This window comes from Streptomyces sp. NPDC058671 (genome assembly GCF_042716475.1).
Classification (GTDB): Bacteria; Actinomycetota; Actinomycetes; order Streptomycetales; family Streptomycetaceae; genus Streptomyces.
On sequence record NZ_JBHXSA010000012.1, the window covers coordinates 151,412 to 167,694 of the forward strand.

15 protein-coding genes are annotated in these 16,283 nt (G+C 71.5%); 5 read left to right on the top strand and 10 right to left on the bottom strand.

Going from position 1 to position 16,283, the window contains the following annotated elements; translation table 11 throughout:
- The first annotated feature begins 71 nt into the window (after positions 1-71).
- The 3 genes from ACFWV2_RS17445 (at position 72) to ACFWV2_RS17455 (ending at position 3,064) form a co-directional block, all read left to right on the top strand.
- The gene (locus ACFWV2_RS17445; protein ID WP_384405900.1) at positions 72-713 is read left to right on the top strand and encodes a TetR/AcrR family transcriptional regulator; all 642 of its coding nucleotides are present in this window, start codon (positions 72-74) and stop codon (positions 711-713) included.
- A 172-nt stretch (positions 714-885) separates the two neighbouring features.
- The gene (locus tag ACFWV2_RS17450; RefSeq protein WP_384405901.1) at positions 886-1,554 is read left to right on the top strand and encodes a ThuA domain-containing protein; all 669 of its coding nucleotides are present in this window, start codon (positions 886-888) and stop codon (positions 1,552-1,554) included.
- A 112-nt stretch (positions 1,555-1,666) separates the two neighbouring features.
- The gene (locus tag ACFWV2_RS17455) at positions 1,667-3,064 is read left to right on the top strand and encodes an NADP-dependent succinic semialdehyde dehydrogenase (protein WP_384405902.1); all 1,398 of its coding nucleotides are present in this window, start codon (positions 1,667-1,669) and stop codon (positions 3,062-3,064) included.
- A gap of 34 nt (positions 3,065-3,098) precedes the next feature.
- Here the strand turns inward: ACFWV2_RS17455 and ACFWV2_RS17460 are convergent, their stop codons facing one another.
- Complete coding sequence (locus ACFWV2_RS17460; protein ID WP_384405903.1) at positions 3,099-4,124, bottom strand: PHP domain-containing protein; 1,026 nt, start codon at positions 4,122-4,124, stop codon at positions 3,099-3,101.
- Positions 4,125-4,135: 11 nt separating this feature from the next.
- Positions 4,136-6,220 carry a SpoIIE family protein phosphatase gene (locus tag ACFWV2_RS17465; protein WP_384405904.1) on the bottom strand — a complete coding sequence of 695 codons (2,085 nt, stop codon included), beginning with the start codon at positions 6,218-6,220 and terminating at the stop codon, positions 4,136-4,138.
- 260 nt (positions 6,221-6,480) lie between these two features.
- Here ACFWV2_RS17465 and ACFWV2_RS17470 point away from each other — a divergent pair, with 260 nt between their 5' ends.
- Entirely contained in the window at positions 6,481-6,681 is a 201-nt protein-coding gene (locus ACFWV2_RS17470; RefSeq protein WP_384405905.1) for a hypothetical protein, read from the top strand.
- Between the two features lie 266 nt (positions 6,682-6,947).
- On the opposite strand, the gene ACFWV2_RS17475 is transcribed toward ACFWV2_RS17470, so the two are convergent.
- The 8 genes from ACFWV2_RS17475 to ACFWV2_RS17510 are packed head-to-tail and all read right to left on the bottom strand — an operon-like array spanning position 6,948 to position 12,966.
- A complete protein-coding gene (locus ACFWV2_RS17475; protein ID WP_360793045.1) occupies positions 6,948-7,241 on the bottom strand; it encodes a Dabb family protein in 294 nt (97 codons plus the stop codon).
- Positions 7,242-7,273: 32 nt separating this feature from the next.
- Positions 7,274-7,582, bottom strand: coding sequence for a chorismate mutase (locus ACFWV2_RS17480; RefSeq protein ID WP_384405906.1), 309 nt, complete (start codon positions 7,580-7,582; stop codon positions 7,274-7,276).
- Positions 7,575-8,765 carry an aminotransferase class I/II-fold pyridoxal phosphate-dependent enzyme gene (locus ACFWV2_RS17485; RefSeq protein ID WP_384405907.1) on the bottom strand — a complete coding sequence of 397 codons (1,191 nt, stop codon included), beginning with the start codon at positions 8,763-8,765 and terminating at the stop codon, positions 7,575-7,577. The genes ACFWV2_RS17480 and ACFWV2_RS17485 overlap by 8 nt, the downstream gene beginning before the upstream one ends.
- Positions 8,755-10,065 carry an MFS transporter gene (locus ACFWV2_RS17490; protein WP_384405908.1) on the bottom strand — a complete coding sequence of 437 codons (1,311 nt, stop codon included), beginning with the start codon at positions 10,063-10,065 and terminating at the stop codon, positions 8,755-8,757. Before ACFWV2_RS17490 ends, ACFWV2_RS17485 begins: the two co-directional genes overlap by 11 nt.
- Before the next feature lie 40 nt (positions 10,066-10,105).
- The gene (locus ACFWV2_RS17495) at positions 10,106-10,855 is read right to left on the bottom strand and encodes an SDR family NAD(P)-dependent oxidoreductase (RefSeq protein ID WP_384405909.1); all 750 of its coding nucleotides are present in this window, start codon (positions 10,853-10,855) and stop codon (positions 10,106-10,108) included.
- Between the two features lie 14 nt (positions 10,856-10,869).
- Positions 10,870-11,652: an SDR family oxidoreductase gene (locus ACFWV2_RS17500; RefSeq protein ID WP_384405910.1), complete on the bottom strand. Its 783-nt coding sequence runs from the start codon at positions 11,650-11,652 to the stop codon at positions 10,870-10,872.
- Entirely contained in the window at positions 11,649-12,353 is a 705-nt protein-coding gene (locus ACFWV2_RS17505; protein WP_384405911.1) for a cupin domain-containing protein, read from the bottom strand. Before ACFWV2_RS17505 ends, ACFWV2_RS17500 begins: the two co-directional genes overlap by 4 nt.
- Positions 12,343-12,966, bottom strand: a complete 624-nt coding sequence (locus ACFWV2_RS17510) for a hypothetical protein (RefSeq protein ID WP_384405912.1) — start codon at positions 12,964-12,966, stop codon at positions 12,343-12,345. The genes ACFWV2_RS17505 and ACFWV2_RS17510 overlap by 11 nt, the downstream gene beginning before the upstream one ends.
- 729 nt (positions 12,967-13,695) lie before the next feature.
- Here ACFWV2_RS17510 and ACFWV2_RS17515 point away from each other — a divergent pair.
- On the top strand, positions 13,696-16,158 hold the full coding sequence (locus ACFWV2_RS17515; RefSeq protein ID WP_384405913.1) for a tetratricopeptide repeat protein: 2,463 nt from the start codon (positions 13,696-13,698) through the stop codon (positions 16,156-16,158).
- Positions 16,159-16,283 lie beyond the last annotated feature (125 nt).

The following is a 16,283-nucleotide window of genomic DNA, read 5'->3' on the forward strand; positions in this document are numbered from 1 at the left end:
TGCCCGGGATGGGGCGCCGGTAGGGTGGGCGTCCGCCGCGAGAGCGGCGCCCGACGAAGGAGGATGCACCCGTGCCGAAAGGTGTCACCGGGCGGCGGCCCCGTACCCGCGCGGCGCTCCTGAAGGCCGCCCTGGAGACCTTCGCCGAGCACGGGTTCCACGCGACCACGATCGAGCAGATCTGCGAGCGGGCGGGCTACACGAGAGGCGCGTACTACTCGAACTTCGCGAGCAAGGAGGAGCTCTTCCTCGCTCTCTTCGACGAGCACAGCGACCGGACCGTGCGGAGGCTGGCCGAGGCGATCGACGCGCTGTCGGCGGACGAGTACACCCTGACGCGGATCGCGGAGCTCGCCGCCCGCGTCGAACCGGACGAGCGGGACTGGTACCTGGTGACCACGGAGTTCACCCTGCACGCCATCCGGGACCCGCAGGCCGCCTGGGTCCTCGCCCGCCACGACGAGCGACTGCGGGCCGAGATAGCCCGCGGCCTCACCCTCGTCCTTCGGCGCGCGGGGCGCGAACTGACCGTGGACGCCGACCGGTTCGCGCGGCTCCTCATCGCCCTGCGCGAGGGCGGTCTCGCGCAGAGCTACGTGGAACCGGACGTGCTGCCGCCGGGCAGTCTGGAGCGGCAGTTCCTCGCCCCGCTCCTGGCGGCGTCGACGAGGGAGATCCCCCGACCGGCGTCCGCCCCTGACGGGGCGGGGTGACACCAGACCTTCTCGGCGTGGGCCGGCGTGGGCGCTTCGACCGGCGTCACGCGGGCGGTGCGCCGCAGCGGCCGGGGTTGCGGCTCGGGGTTCTCGGTGGCTACGGTCGGCGCCCGACGGAGAGCGCTTACTATCCTCGTCTCCGCCGCCCGGTCGTCCCCAGGAGCCCCCCGTGCCCACCCCCGACGTCCTGATCTACACCCGCACCACGGGCTACCGCCACGCGTCCATCCCCGACGGCGCCACCGCGCTCACGGAGCTGGCCCGCGACCTCGGGCGTACGGCAGAGGTCACGGAGGATCCCGACGTCTTCACTCCCGGGCGCCTGGCCCGGTGCGCCGTCGTCGTCCTGCTGTCCACGACGGGGAACGTCCTGACCCCCGAGGGACGTGCCGCCTTCGAGGCGTACCTGCGAGGCGGCGGCGCCCTCCTCGCCGTCCACGCCGCGGCGAACGCCGAACCGGACTGGCCCTTCTACGGGGAACTGCTCGGCACGCGCTTCGACGGCCACCCCGAGGTCCAGCCCGGAGTCGTCCTCGTCGAAGGCCACGACCATCCGGCGACCGCGCCGCTCCCGGACCGCTGGGCCTGGACCGACGAGTGGTACAACTTCACCTCCGCCCCGAGGGACACCGGCGCGGACCGCGTACGGATCCTCGCCCGCGCCGACGAGTCCACCTACCGCGGCGGCACCCACGGGGACGACCATCCGCTCGTATGGTGCCGGGACGTGGACCGGGGCCGCGTCTTCTTCACCGCCCTCGGGCACGACCCTGAGGCGTACCGCGACCCCGTCTTCCGCGCCCACCTCTCCGGGGCCCTCGCCTGGCTGACCTCCTGACCGGCGCGGCCCCCGGCGGCTCCCCGGTCACCCCACCGCCCCGCCCCTGTTGCGTTCCGCCGTGCCAGGCGCAAGGTTGCAGACGGGGGCCGATGGCAGGAGGAGGCTGGGCATGGGCATCGCCACCGTGAACCCCGCGAGCGGCGAGACGCTGCGCACCTACGAGGCCCACGGGCCCGAGGAGGTCGAGCGGCGGATCAGCGCCGCCCACGAGGCGTACCGCCAGTACCGCACCACCTCCTTCGCCGAACGCGCCCGCCTCCTGCGCGCCGCCGCGAACCTGCTCGACGAGGACACCGAGGACATCGCCCGCACGATGACCGTCGAGATGGGCAAGCCGATCGTCGCCGCCCGCGCAGAGGCCGCCAAGTGCGCCAAGGCCATGCGCTGGTACGCCCGCCACGCGGAGGAGCTGCTCGCCGACGAGCACCCGGCCGAGAGCGACGTGCAGGACTCCGGCGCGGACATGGCCCGTGTCCACTACCGGCCCCTCGGCCCGATCCTCGCCGTGATGCCGTGGAACTTCCCGCTCTGGCAGGTGATGCGGTTCGCCGCGCCCGCCCTCATGGCGGGCAACACCGGCCTCCTCAAGCACGCCTCCAACGTGCCGCAGACCGCGCTCTACCTCGGTGACCTCTTCCGCCGCGCCGGATACCCGGAAGGCTGCTTCCAGACCCTCCTCATCGGTTCCGGCGACGTCGAGGCGGTGCTGCGCGACCCCCGGGTGGTCGCCGCCACCCTCACCGGCAGCGAACCGGCCGGCCGGGCCGTCGCCGCCGTCGCCGGCGACGAGGTGAAGAAGACCGTCCTGGAGCTCGGCGGCAGCGACCCGTACATCGTCATGCCCTCCGCCGACATCGTCGGGGCGGTGAAGACCGCCGTCACCGCGCGCGTGCAGAACAACGGGCAGTCCTGCATCGCCGCCAAGCGGTTCATCGTCCACCGGGACGTGTACGACGACTTCTCCGAGCGCTTCACGGCCGCCATGAACGCCCTGACCGTGGGCGACCCCCTCGACGAGTCCACCGACGTCGGCCCCCTCGCCACCGAACAGGGCAGGACCGATCTGGAGGAACTCGTCGACGACGCGGTACGCCACGGCGCCGCCGTCCTGTGCGGCGGCCACCGTCCCGACATGCCGCAGCTCCGCAACGGCTGGTACTACCGGCCCACCGTCCTCACCGGCATCACCCCCGACATGCGGATCCACCAGGAGGAGACCTTCGGGCCCGTCGCCACGGTCTACCCGGTGAGCGACATCGAGGAGGCCGTGGCCGTCGCCAACGACTCCCCGTTCGGACTCAGTTCCAACGTCTGGACCCGGTCCCCCGAGGACATCGCCTTCTTCGTCCGGGACCTGGAGGCCGGCGGCGTCTTCGTCAACGGCATGACCGCCTCGCACCCGGCGCTCCCCTTCGGGGGGATCAAGCGCTCCGGATACGGACGTGAGCTCGCCGGCCACGGCATCCGCGAGTTCTGCAACGCGACCACCGTCTGGCAGCGGGCCTGACCACCCGCCTCGCCTCCCCCCCGGCCCCTCTCGCTCAGGCCCGCGTCCACTCCAGCAGCCGTTCCGCCGGCCAGGTGTTGATCACCCGGTCCTCCGGCACCCCGCACTCCTCCGCCCGCGCGCAGCCGAGGATCTGCCACTCCAGCTGACCCGGCGCGTGCGCGTCCGTGTCCACCGCGACGTAGGCACCCGCCGCCACCGCGAGCCGCAACAGTCGCCGGGGCGGATCGAGCCGCTCCGGGCGGCTGTTGATCTCGACGGCCGTTCCTGCCTCCGCGCACGCGGCGAACACCCGCTCGGCGTCGAACTCGGACTCCGGCCGCAGCCGCCCACCCGCCACGAGACGGCCCGTGCAGTGACCGAGCACGTCCATCAGAGGATCGCGCACCGCCCGCTCGAGGCGCCGGGTCATCGACCTCGCGTCCATCCGGAGCTTCGAGTGGACCGAACCCACCACCAGGTCCAGACGGTCGAGCAGCTCCGGCTCCTGGTCCAGCGAGCCGTCGTCCAGGATGTCGCACTCGATCCCGGTCAGCAGGCGGAACGGCGCCCACTCCTCGTTCAGCCGCGCCACCACGTCCAGTTGCTCCCGCAGCCGCTCCGGCGACAGACCGCGCGCCACCGTGAGCCGGGGCGAGTGGTCCGTGAGCACCGCCCACTCGTGACCCAGCTCCGCCGCCGCCCGGCCCATGTCCTCGATCGTGGCGCCGCCGTCGGACCAGTCCGAGTGCAGATGACAGTCCCCGCGCAGCGCCGCCCGCAGGGCCTCGCCGCCGGTCCCCGGCTCCGCGGACCGCAGGGAGTCCCGCAGCTCCCCCTCCAGCCGGGCGAGGTACTCCGGCACCTGCCCCGCCAGCGCCTCGCGCACCACCGCCCCCGTCTTCGGCCCGAGACCCTTCACCGACTCCAGGGTTCCCGCGGCCGCGCGGCTCGCCGCGTCACCCTCGGGCAGGGCGGCGACCGCGGCGGCGGCCGTACGGAAGGCCTTCGCCCGGTACCCCGGTGCCTGAGCCCGCTCAAGGAGGAACGCGATCCGGTTCAGGGCGGCCACAGGGTCCATGACGTTCCTCCTCAGGCGCCGTTCGCCGGGGTACCGGTCGGCACCGTCGCCGGACCGATCTCGCACCACACCGCCTTGCCCTCGCCGCGAGGCTCGACCCCCCACCGGGAGGCCAGCGCGTCGAGCAGCATCAGTCCACGCCCCGAGGTGGCGGCCTCCCCGGGGGTACGCCGCCGGGGCCAGGCACTCGACCGGTCCTGCACCGAGAGCCGCACCCGGCGCACCGGCTCGGGCAGCACTTCGAGGGTGAGCACGGCACCGCCCTCGGTGTGGAGCAGCACGTTGACGAGCAGCTCGCCCGTCATCAGCTCGGCGTCGTCGGCGAGTTCCGGCATGCCCCAGTCCCGCAGCGCCTGTCCGACGGCCACGCGCGCGTCCGAGAGGCCCTGCGGATCGGCCTGGTGGATGTACTGGTGGATGCGCGGCGCCTTCGGTGTGCCCGGGTCCGGGCTGCGCTGCAGCACGAGCAGCGCCACGTCGTCGCCCGAGCCCCAGCGCTCCCACAGCCGCTCGGAGAGGTGGTCGGCGAGCGCCTCGGCCTGCGGCGGACCGCTCGCGATGGCCTCCGACAGCGCGGCGAGACCCGCCTCGATGTCCGAGCCGGGCTGCTCGACGAGACCGTCGGTGCACAGTACGAGGGTCTCCCCGGGCACGAGGTCGAGCCGTGTCTCCGGGAACTCCTCGTCCCCGAACACCGTCGCGAGCCCCAGCGGCAGCCCGCCCCGGAGGTTGGGCTGCCCGACCCGGCCGTCGTTGTGCCGGATCAGCGGCCCCAGATGTCCGGCCCGCACCGCGCGCAGGGTGCCGCTCCCCAGGTCCACCTGGGCGTAGGTGCAGGTGGCGAAGCGGTTGGTGTCCAGTTCGGCCAGAAACCGGGAGGCCCGGGCCAGGACCGTCGAAGGGGCGTGGCCCTCGCCCGCGTACGCCCGCAGGGCGATCCGCAGCTGGCCCATGATGGCGGCGGCATGGGTGTCGTGCCCCTGGACGTCGCCCACGACGATCCCGACCCGGCCGCGGGGCAGCGGGATCACGTCGTACCAGTCGCCGCCGACCTGCCGGCCGCTCCACGCCGCGTGGTAGCGCACGGCGATCTCTCCGCCGGTGATCGCCGGGATGCGCCGCGGCAGCATGGTGGCCTGGAGTCCGGTCGCCAGCTCCCGTTCCTCGTCGAAGAGGATCGCCCGCTGGAGCGACTGGGCGACGATCGCCGCGAGACCGAGGGCGAGATTGCGCTCGTCGGCGTTGAAGGAGGTGCGGCCCCGGTAGAAGAGGACCATGCCGCCGAGGGAGCGGGCCTGCGCCACCAGCGGCAGGTAGCACGCGGCCCGGAACTCGAGACGCTCCAGGTAGGGGGCGAGCTGGGGGAAGTCCCGCCCGAGCGACGGGAACGACGAGACGAACCGGGGCCGCCCGCTCAGCACGGCCTCGGCCAGCGGAAACCCCCGGTCGAGGCGGCGGACGCGGAGGTCGTCGAGCACGTCGAGGGACTCGCCGCTGAGCGCGATGATGTTGAGCGAGCCGTTCTCGACGAGGCCGAGGGCGAGCCCGTCCGCACCGAGCCGGGCGAGCCCGCCGGGGCCGGTCAGCGCGGCCGTCACGTCGTCCACGGTCACCGCGCGCGACAGGGCGTTCGTCGTCCGCTCGACGATGCTCGTCTGGACCTCGCGCCGCTTCTCCAGCTCCTGGACGAAGGTGAAGCGGGTGACCTCGGCGGTGGTGTCCCGCACGACGCCGACGATCCGCCGGGCCCAGCCGCTCGGCGAGCGCAGGATACGGGCCTGCACATGGGTCCAATGGGGTGGCCCGTCGTCCTGCGGGATGGGGAAGTGCGCGGTGTACGAGACCTCGCCGCCGGTGACCGCCTGCCGTACGACGTCGTCGAGACGGGCCCGCTCCTCGGGGGCGAGCCGCGCGACGACGGTCTCAGGACGCCCGTCGAAGGTGTCCGGCGACAGCCCGAAGACCAGCAGCCCGGACGGGTCGACATCGATGGTGCCCGTGTCGAGATCCCAGTCGAAGCTGCCGGTCCGGTTCATGGCGAGCCACTCGGCGGGCCCGATCTCGCCATTGCGCGTATGCCGGTCTTCCTCGGTCATCCCCCCCATTGTCGAACCCGCACCCCGCCGACGCCATGGCGATGACACGGCGTGGCGCGAGTTCGCCGCGCCGGGGGGCGGACGGGTAGCGGAGCGGGAGCCGGGAAGGCACCCCGGGTGCCCCAGGTGCCCCAGGGGTCCCGGGGTGCGCCCGCGTGCCCCCGCGCCCCGCGCCACCGCCCGTCCCGGGCTCGCCCGGATGCGGTCCCGGGGGTCGGACACGAGAATGGCCAGTGCCGGAAGAACACGTAGGAGGCGGCATGAACGCTGAGCCCGACAAGACGTCCCCGGGGGACTTCCCGACGCCCGACCGGCTGCTCCACGCCGGGTCGGAGGGCGATTTCACGGCCGAGGACCTGGTCCTCGCCTCCGGCCGTGACGTGAATCCGAAAAGCCTCGCCTGGGCGGAACGCCGTATGGCGGAGAAGGGTCGCGCCTCCATGGACGAGCTCCTGCCGTAGGCCGACCGGGCCACGGGCATCGGCCCGGGCCCGTACTCACCCGCGACATCCCTGTCCGTACCCCCTTCCTGCTCCTCCCCACCCCCGGCCCCGGTTCGGCAGCCCCGAACCGGGGCCGGGGACCGCCCGGAGCCGGACAGAACGAGATGGCGGTACCTGGCCGCTCGCTCGGCCGGGGGGCGCAGGACAGGCGGTCACCGAGGGACGGGACCCTGTCCGCTGGTGCGCCGGAAAGGGAGGTGGAAGTCGACGTCGACCGGCATGCCTCAGTCCTCGACGTCGACGACGACCCACTCGCTGATCTCACGCCACAGACGGACCGATTCCTGATGGAACGGGTGGACGATGTACCGATCGACCGCCTCCATGTCGTCCAGGAGCCCCTCGGCGAGGAAGTCGTAGGCGATCGGCCGGGTGGAGACGTTGCGCCCGTAGCGCCAGGCACGCAGCTCGGGCACCTCGCCGCCCACCTTGGCGGTGGAACGTTCCGCCTCCACGGCTCGCGGGTCGTTCCAGTCGATCCCGGGCTTGAACTTGAACAGCACGACATGACGTATCACGGTGGATCTCCTGCGGATCGAGGGGCGGTGGCTCAGGCGGTCCGGTCGTTCGCTTCCCCGGCCAGCGCGAGAAGCTCCCGCGGGCCGGCACCCCGGCACAGCTTGAGCACGCTCATGGCGACCTGGGTGCCGTACGGTCCGAGGCCGTCCCGGTAGTGCGCGAGGACGTCCATCTCCCGGTTCAGCTCCGTCCGCGGACCGCCGGAGCCCATGCGGCTCCGCTGGATGCGGTCGGAGATCCGGGCGCGTCGGGCGAGCAGCTCGATGATGTGCGCGTCGAGCTCGTCGATCGCCAGGCGTTCCTGGTCGATCCCTGTCGCACTCCCGGTCGTCTCAGTCATGGGGGGTTCCTTCTTCCTCGGCGTTACGGAACTCGGACAGCCGGACGACGGCCTCCCGGAGTCGTTCCTCCGGTGCGAGCAGGCTGACCCGCACGTAACCCTCGCCGTACGCCCCGAACCAACGGCCCGGCGCCACCGCGACCTTGGCCCGTGTCAGCAGCTCGTCGGCGAACGCGACGGAGTTCCCCCCGCCGGGTATCGGCAGCCAGGCGAAGATCGACCGCGGGGTGTCCATCCGCCAGCCGGCCTCGCGCATCCCGGACACGAAGACGTCCCTGCGGCGCTCGTATATCCCCGTGAGTTCCCGGACGCAGTCCTGCGGTCCGGACAGGGCCGCGACGCCGGCCCGCTGGATGAACGGCGGGAGCGAGACGTAGTAGTGCTCCTGGATGAGGTTGATCGCGGCGACGACGTCACGGTTGCCGACCACGGCACCGATCCGCCATCCCGCCATGTTGAACATCTTCGACAGCGAGATGAACTCGACGCCCACGTCCTTGGCGCCTTCCGTCGCGAGGAACGAGGCCGGGACCTGGCCGTCGAAGCCCAGGGCCCCGTACGCGAAGTCGGAGGCCACGATCACGTCGTGCTCGGCCGCGAAGCGGACCGTGTCCTCGTAGAACTCCGGCGGCGCCGTCACCGAGGTCGGATTGTTGGGATAGTTGAGGAACATCAGCTTGGCCTGGTCACACGTCGCCGGGTCGAGCGCGGCGTAGTCCGGCAGGAAGCCGTTCTCCTTCAGGAGCGGGAGGGTGTGCATGCGGGCTCTGGCGAGGACCACGCCCGCCCAGTAGTCGGGGAAGGCCGGGTCCGGCATCAGGCACACGTCGCCCGGGTTCAGGAAGCACTGACTGATCTCCACGAGACCGGCCTTCGCTCCGAACAGGATCGCGACCTCCGTCTCCGGGTCCAGCCGGACCTGGTGGTTCGCCTCGTACCACTGGGCGATGGCCGCCTTGAGTTCGAGGAGTCCGGAGAAGGAGGGATAGCGGTGGGTGTCGGGGTCGAGCACCTCCCGGCGCAGCGCCTCGACGATGTGCGGCGGGGTGGGCAGGTCGGGATTCCCCTGGCACAGGTTGACGACGTCCTCACCCGCTCCGACGAGCTGGTCGATCCTGCCCACGGTCGTCGCGAAGGAACTCCTGGGCAGGTCGAGAAGCCGTCGGGCGAACTCAGTCTTCATGTGCCGCGACCCTCGCCTCGTGAGCCTTGTCCTTGTCCTTGTCCGCGCCGCCCTCGCCCGCGCCCCGGACGCCCGGGGATCCCCCGTGGCGGCGCCGGTACACCCATCCGCTCAGACCGGACGCGATGAGCGTGATCCCGGCGCAGACGCAGCCCACGGCGGTGAATCCGTACGCCGTGAACAGGGGGCCGAGCAGGGCCGCCCCGAGGGCCACACCGAGGTTGGTCGCGAGGCTGTAGAACGCCAGGATGGCGCCGCGGTGCTGGGGTGAACACTCGCTCAGCAGCGTGCTGAGCAGCGTGACGACCAGACTCTGCATCGCCCCCCACAGGAAGAGGCAGACCACGAGGAGGGCCGTCCACCCGGTGACGAGCGGGATGGCCACCAGGGCCGGGACCAGCCCCGCGAGGAGGGCGACCAGCACCTTCTCCTTGCCGAGTTCGTCGGCCCACCTGCCGGTGACGAAACTGGTCGCGAACCCCAGCCCGTAGAGCAGGATCATGACGCCGGTCAGGGAGCTGCCCGAGCCGAACCGGTACTGCAGAGCGCTGCCGAGGAAGGTGTACATCCCGTAGAAGGCGAACATGTTCAGGAAGGTCGCCAGGACGTAGACGGACACCCTCGGGGCGCGGAACGCCTGGGCGGTCGAGCGCACCCAGCCCCGCTCCGCCGGCTCCGCGGCCTCCTCGGACGCCGTCGCACCGCCCCCGGCGGGCTTTCCGCCTCCGACCAGGAGCAGCACGAAGACGACGAGGGCGCCCAGGATCGCGAGCAGCCCGAAGGTCCAGCGCCAGCCCGCCCATTCCCCGACGAAGGACCCCATGGGCACACCGAGGACGAGCGAGAGCGACCAGCTCGACACGAGGATGCCCATGGCCTTGGCGCGGTGCCGGTACGGAATCCGGTCACCGACGAAGGCATAGGCCGTGGGGACGAAGGCGCCCGTCGCCAGGCCGGCCAGCACCCTGCCCGCGAAGAACATCCCCGGCCCGGTGGCGGACGCGCACAGGATGGTTCCCAGGACGAACATCACCATCCCGACGACCAGGCTGAGGCGGCGCGACACCCTGTCCCCGAGCGGAGCGAAGAGCAACGCGCCGACCGCCGTACCGATGCCGTAGACGCTGACGGACAGCGCCATCAGGGCCACCGTCGCGCCGAAGGAGTCGGCCATGTTCACGAGCAGCGGTGAGACCACCAGCTCTTCCGAACCGACGGCGAAGATTCCCGCCATCAGTGCGAGGACGGTCAGGACGGGGAACCCTCCGGGGTGTTCCTCGTCGGTCGATCGGTCCGACACTCCAGCCAACCTTTCCATTCGTGCAGGTGGAACGAGACGGCTAGATCGCCGTGTAACCGCCGTCGACGGTGAGCGCGCTGCCCGTGATGAACGACGACTTCTCCGAGGCGAGGAACAGAATCGCGTTCGCGACGTCCTCCGGCGTACCCAGCCGCCCGATCGGGTTCAGTTTCGCCTTTTCGGCCTTGATGTCCGCGTCGTGTCCGTTGGACACATCCGTCATCGGGGTGTCGATGATGCTGGGGCAGACGCAGTTCGCCCTGATGTTGTACCGCGCGTAGTCGACGGCGAGCGATTTCGTCAGCATCATCACTCCTCCCTTGGTCGAGTTGTACGCGGCGATGCCGGGCCAGGCCACCAGACCGCTGACGGAGCAGACGTTGACGATGACTCCGCTCGTCGCCGTGATCATCTCGCGCAGGGCGTGCTTGGAGCACAGGAACATGCTCTTCAGGTTGGTGTCGACCAACCTGTCCCACTCCTGCTCCGACATCTCGTGGAAAGGAGTGGTTATCTCTATGCCGGCGTTGTTGACCAGCACGTCGAGTCGCCCGTAACCGTCGACGGCGGCGGCGACGAGGTTCCTGCAGTCCGCCTCGACCGTCAGGTCCGTCGACACGAAGACGGCGTCGTGCCCGTCGCTCCTGAGCGCGGCGACGACCTCGGTCCCGCCCTTCTCGTCGATGTCCGCCACGACGACCTTCGCGGCCTGTCGCGCGAACTCGATCGCGGTCTGCCTGCCGATCCCCGATGCGGCACCGGTGACGATGACCACCTTGTCCTCGAACATGAGCAGGTCTCCTCTCACACGCATGTCAATTGACCGCCGTCGACCGAGATCTGCTGACCGGTGACGTAGGACGATTCATCGGATGCCAGAAAGCCGATGAGGGCGGCGACCTCGTCGGCCTCTCCCGGTCTGTCCATCGGGATGGCCCTGCGCAGGCGGTCCTCCGCCTCCTGCCGCGACATGGCGCCGGACCGGCTCATATGGGTGACGGCGTTGTCGTAGCGCTGCGTCCGGATGACCCCGGGGTGCACACAGTTCACGGTCACGTGGTGTCTGGCGTACTGACCCGCCAGGTACTTGCTCGCATTCGCGACGGCCGCGTTGACCAGACCGGAGAGAAACATGCCGGCGGCCGGCTCCCTGCCGATGTTGCCGACGATGTTGACGATCCGGCCGAATTCGTTGCGGACCATCACCGGGGCGACGGACTTGATCAGATCCAGGTACGGGACGAGTTTCTGGTCCATCGCGGAACGCACGTCGTCGACCATGACGTCGTCGAAGTGTCCGGGCGGCGGCCCGGGGGCGTTGTTGACCAGGACGTCGATCCGGCCGAAACGGCGCTCGACGTCCCGCACCAGCTCCTCGCGGAAAGCCCGCGAGGTGACGTCGCCCGGAAGGACGTACGTGGCCTGCCCGCCGTCGGCCGTCACCGCCCTGGATTCCGCGGCGACCTTCTCCAGGTCGGGGGAGCTGCGCGCGCACAGGACGGTCGCGTACCCCTTGGCGCTCAGGTGCAGTGCGGTCGCCCTCCCGATGCCGCGGCCGGCGCCCAGGATGATCGCTACCCGCGTCACCGGGACTCCTGCTCGGCTTCCTGCTGGGGGACCCGGTGGTAGCGCGGCGGGATGAAGATGTTGAGGGAGCGGGCCAGGCCCTCGTTCGGGTTGGCGGCGCCGTGCCCCTCCTGGCTCCCGCAGAAGTAGGTGGCACCGAACTGCAGCTCGTGGCGCGAGCCCTCGACCGTCATCTCGTACCGACCGTCCAGGCACGTCCCGATCTGCTCGTGGGAGTGCTTGTGGTACGGCATCTCGCCGCCGCCGGGAATATCGGCGATCATCAGCTCGATCCAGTCGGCCAGGAAGAACGTGACGTCCATCTTGACGAACTTGCGCGATTCGAGCGGTTCGAGGAAGAAACCGCTCGGCGCGGGATAGGACTCGCCCGCCTTGCAGCGCCTGATCTCCAGGAGAATGGATTCGGCCGAGTCCGTGTTCACGGCCGACAGCTCGATGCCGGGAGGTGCGACGTACACGTCGTGCTCGGGCTTCATCAGCCTTGTCACGTCTCCGACCGTCGCGGAGATCTCACCCCGGATGACCATTCCGACGTGTGCTTCCTGCCGGGAGTCATCGCTCCGTACGGCAGCTCCGGGGGCGATGTAGAGGAGCCGGACTTCCGTGTCCTCGCGTCGGTAGGACTCGATCCGGACCCCGTCGTCGTGTCGGGCGACGCCGGGGGCCGGGAAGTAGGGGTGCTCACGCACTTCAGCGGACATGGAGATCCTTCCTCCTTGAGAAGACCGTCCAGGTCATGGGGATCCGTGAAAACCTGTAGACGAACTTCAGGTTGTATTCCTCGACCGCCTGCTCGTTCGTGAGAGCGATGTTGTAGCGGCCGTTGGCGACGTGATCGGCCGCCTGGCTCGTGGAGCTGACGGTGGCCAGTTTCACGGGATGATCGAAGTGGTGTCGCAGCATGGGAACGGGAGCCGGGTGAGTGGCTACGGTCTCGGTGCTGAGCAGTTCCTCGCGGAAGGCGAAGTCGGCCCGCGCCGCGAGGCCGTACTCCGGCGTACTCCCGTGAAAGAGGCTCACCGGCTCAAGGCCCGGATGCATGTAGAAGGCGTTGATATCGGCATAGGCGTGCGGTACCAGGGCCAGATCGATGTGCGTGCCGACGAGTGCGTCCATGCACTGCTCGAAGGTGTCCTTCAGGACGATCCGGCAGGATTCGGGGTCGCCGACGCACTGCAGCATCAGTCGTGCGATGTGCTCGCTACTGGTCCCCTTCGGGCCCAATGTCCCGATCGCGACGCGTTGTGTTGCGTCGGCGGGAATGAGCGCCATGAGTGCCTGTTTTTCACTGTCAGGAATTCGGACCGTATCCATGTCTCGACCTCCTCTGTGGCGTTCATTCGCGGGCTTCTTCTGTCGGCTGCGTAGGGGTGAACGGGGCCGACGGTGGCGCTTCAGCTCCGACGATCTTGAGCAGGAGTGAACCCTAGGACTCCCTCGCACAGGCAATCAAGCGTGACCATGAATTGCCGTCAGGTCGAGGCTGATTTCTTTCGTGGAGAGTGATTCGTTTCGCTGTTGTTTCGGACGAATTAAATGCGCCAGATGGCGCGTTGAGGCCGGTCCTTTTGCCGTGGATGGACGGCTTGGGCCTGACTTCGAGGCCGGGCGGTGACCGGCCGATGTATACGGAGAGTCCTGCGGTGCGGCCGCCGGCAGGGCGTCGTCGGCCGCCGCAACACCCTCTCCGGGGCTCCCGTCTTCGCGTGGTTGGCGAGAACGCGTCAGTCCGCGGGCGGCCCGAACTCGCCTCCGCGTGTCGGCTCGCCGGCCGACGCGGGGCCTCTGACGCCCGATGAGGCGCCGTGCGCGGCGTCATGATCAACAGCAGCCTCCGGGAAGACCCCGGGGGCCGGCTCACGCGGACCGTGAGCTTCTTCGGGACCTGCCGCCAGGACACGACGTCCGCGCCCGGGACCGGCCCGGCCCGCGGACGCGACCCGACCCTTACGCGTACCCCGCCCCGTACCCAGTGTCCGAACCGGCGTCCATACTGGAGCAGCCGGAGAAGGCGTAGGAAACCGACGGGGGCGGCAGCACACGATGGGGGACTCCAGACTGATCCAGGGCCGGTACCGCCTGCACGAGGTCATCGGCCGCGGAGGCATGGGCGAGGTGTGGCGCGCCACCGACGAGGCGCTCGGCCGCGGGGTCGCCGTCAAGTGCCTCAAACCGCTCGGACCGCAGCAGGACCCCCAGGTCCTCACCATCGTGCGCGAGCGGTTCCGGCGCGAGGCCCGGGTGGCCGCCGCGCTCCAGCACCGCGGCATCACCGTCGTGCACGACTTCGGCGAGGACGACGGTGTGCTCTTCCTCGTCATGGAGCTCCTGGAGGGGCGCAACCTCAGCCAGCTCCTCGCCGCCAACGCCCAGCACCCGCTGCCCGTCCAGGACGTCGTCGAGATCGCCGACCAGGTCGCCGACGCCCTCGCGTACACCCACGGCCACGGCATCGTGCACCGCGACCTGAAGCCCGCGAACATCATGCGGCTGCGGGACGGGACGGTGAAGATCTGCGACTTCGGGATAGCGCGCCTCGGCGCCGACATGGGCTTCACCTCCCGCCTCACCGGGACGGGCATCGCCATGGGTACGCCCCACTACATGTCCCCCGAGCAGATCGGCGGCGGCGAGATCGACCACCGCAGCGATCTCTACTCGCTGGGGTGCGTGCTGTACGAACTGGCCACCGGCGCCCCGCCCTTCGACCTCGGCGACTCCTGGGCGATCCTCATCGGACACCGGGACACGGTGCCGAGCCCGCCGCGGGCGCACCGCGCCGAGCTGCCCGACTACTTCGACCGGATCGTCGTCGACCTGCTCGCCAAGGTCCCCGAGGAGCGACCGGCCGACGCGGGTGACCTGCGGCGCCGGATCGTCTCGGGGCGGATCTCGCCGTCTCTTCCCGGGACCACGGCCGGCATGTCCCTTCCAGGGCAGATCGTTGTGCCGGGGCCGGGGCCGGGGCCGGGGCCGGGGCCGGGGCCGGGGCCAGGGCCCTGGCCCGGTCCGGGTGTGGATCCGGGAGGTCCGGGACCTGGTCCGGCCGAAGGCTCGGGCCAGGGGGTTCCGGGTCCGGGACCCCGGCCCGGTCCGGCAGCGAGTCCGGGTCCGGGTCCGGGTCCGGGGCCCGGACCCGCGCCGGGTCTCGGTCCGGACATGCGGCCTGGCATGGCCGTCACCGCCGCCCCCGGCGCTTCCGACCCTGCTACCGCGCCCGCGTGGGTACGGGGGATCACGCCCGGCCACCGGCCCGCCGACGCGGGCGCCGCGCCCCGCCCGATCGCCCACGATCCCGCCGCGGCCGTGCTCACGACCGAATGGACCACCGCCGGCCCCGCTCCGGACGCGCCCGTGCCCGCGCGCGTCACCCCCTCCGCCGAGCTGATCGCCGTGCTCGCCGGCCGGTACCGGGCCGGGATGGGCCTCGGTCGACTCGGCCGCTGGGACGAGGCCGAGGCCGTGCACCGGTCGGTCGCCGAGCACCGCGCGGCGGCCCTCGGGGAGGACCACCCCGACACCCTCGCCAGCCACTACGAGGTGGGCTTCGCCCTCGCCCGGCTCGACCGTCCCGCCGACGCCCTGAGCGTCTTCGACAGGGTCGCGGCGACCCGCGCCCGTGTCCTCGGGGAGGACCACCCCGACACCCTGGCCGCCCGGCAGGAGCGGGCGTACGCCCTCGGGCGCCTCGGCCGGCACCCCGAGGCGTACGAGGTGTACGTCACCGTCCTCGCCGCACGCGAGCGCACCGTGGGCCCCGACCACCCCGACACCCTGCGCTGCCGCCACAACCTGGCGTTCACCCTCGGCCGCCTGGGCCGCCTGGAGGAGTCGTACCGCACGGCGCACGAGGTCGCGGAGGCACGGGCCCGGCTGCTCGGCGAGGACCATCCCGACACGCTCCTGACCCGGCACGAGGTGGCGTACACCCTCGGGCGCCTCGGTCGGGGGCGGGAGTCGCTCGCCGAATACCGCGCGGTCGCCGACGCGCGTGCCGCCGCCCTCGGCTCCGATCACCCGGACACCCTCGCCGCCCGCTACGAGACCGGGGTCTGCCTCGGGCGGCTCGGCCAGGCCGCCGACGCCCTGGCCGTCTGCCGCGACCTCGTCGAGGCCCGCGCCCGCGCGCAGGGCGCCGACGGGCCCGAGACCCTGCGCGCCCGCCACGCCCTCGCGGTCAACCTCGGCCGCCTCGGCCGCTGGACGGAGGCGCTCGCGGAGTCCGAGAGCGTCCACGCCGGCCGGGAGCGGGTCCTCGGACCGGACCACCCGGACACCCTGCTGAGCCGTCGTGAGGCCGCCGTCGCCCTCGGCCGGCTCGGCCGCTGGGCGGAGGCGCTGGAGGCGCACCGCGTGGTCGCCGCCACCCGGGCCCGCCTCCTCGGCCCCGCGCATCCCGACACCGTCGCCGCGCTCGACGACGAGGCCCACTGCCTGGACCGCCTGGGCCGCCACACCGAAGCGGCGGCCCTCCTCCTGAGAGCGGCCACCCCGCCCCCGCCGTGATCCGCCCCCGGCCCCGGTCTTCCTGCGAGGGCCGTCCCGCCCCGCTGTGTCCCACCGAGAGCGGCCCCTGGCCCTGGTCTTCCTGTAAGCGGCCACCCCGCCCCCGCGGTGATCCGCCCACGGCC